General features: G+C 36.0%; 1 protein-coding gene. It reads right to left on the reverse strand.

Annotated features, from left to right (window positions below; all coding sequences use genetic code 11):
- Positions 1–1,074, reverse strand: a 1,074-nt coding sequence (locus tag F3059_RS13590) for a hypothetical protein (RefSeq protein ID WP_151170208.1), incomplete at its 3' end; no start/stop codon positions are given.
- Between the last annotated feature and the right edge of the window lie 229 nt (positions 1,075–1,303).

Consider the following 1,303-nt stretch of genomic DNA (forward strand, 5'->3'; position numbering starts at 1 on the left):
CGGAACACTTCCTCCTTCGAGTAAATTCACCATTAACTCTGGTGGCTCGTTAACAATAACCTCTAAAGTATCAGGGCAACTAACAGAGTCATTTGCTACAACCAAATGAGGTTCAGCCCATAAGTTAGTAACAGAATCCCCTGTAGAACCACTACTCCAAATATAAGTAGGAGCGTACCCGTTTGTTGTAACTTTCACATATCCGTCAGATCCACCAAAACAAGACACATCTGTCATTTCGGCTACCTGAAGATCGAGTAAATCAGCTTCAACCATAACAACAGCAGTATCATTTATATTCGATGTATCTGGCACACCATTAGGCATAGATGTCCAAACTTTTATTTCATACATTCCAGACTCTGGAAAATCGTATTGACCTATTGTTAAACTAGTATCTGTAGACCCAGAACCATTCAAGGTATCAAGAGTTGAGTTCAACATAAAAGGAGTTTGAACAACACTATCAACACTCCAGTTCACCATCACATTATTAAGCTGATTAGTACCATAATTCTTAATAACAGCATTAATATCACCTGGACTACAAGTAACTACACTTGTATCTACCGAAACAACACCACCGTCATTAGGACCTGTAGTGTAAGTGTAATCTAATGTAACATTTGCACTAAACGAAACATTACCTGAAGAACTACCAGGAGTTCCACATATACAAAAGTTATTTACTGTCGTAGTAGCATTAGCTGCTGTTACCTCAATATCAACCACACCATCAGCTGCCCATGCATTAATATCAGCAACAGAAACAGTAAAAGTTGATGTGTATTGAGTTGAGCAGTCAGATCCACCATTTAATTGACCTAAAAAGGTGTTGTTTTCACCATAAACTTCTAAAAACTCGCCTGAAGCACTCAAATCTCCATGATAATCAACAGTAACAGTAGCTTGAGTAGCCGCTGGAACTAGAGTATTTGGAAAAGATGCAGTTGCACTCCCATTATTATTTGGAGAGCAAATATTAGTTAGCTGGACGTTATAAATTTGTCCAATGACTGATCCTGAAGCAAAGATCGCCAGAATCAATAAGGCATTTTGTAAACTTCTCTTCATAAGCTTTAAGATTTAATTAATTTAAATAAATAAGTAGATCCTATTAACACACAAAACTTTCTACTTATTGAACTCGCAATTTATAAAATTTTAAACTCCTAAAAAAGAATAAAGCAATAGTATCCTTTTTCAAACTTTGCAGGTTGATGATTATGTCAATAAAAAAAGGGGCAATATCGCCCCTTTTAGTAAAATTCATTCGGTCTATCATTTTAAAACCAAACGTGTT

Source organism: Salibacter halophilus (genome assembly GCF_008806325.1).
Taxonomy (GTDB): domain Bacteria; phylum Bacteroidota; class Bacteroidia; order Flavobacteriales_G; family Salibacteraceae; genus Salibacter; species Salibacter halophilus.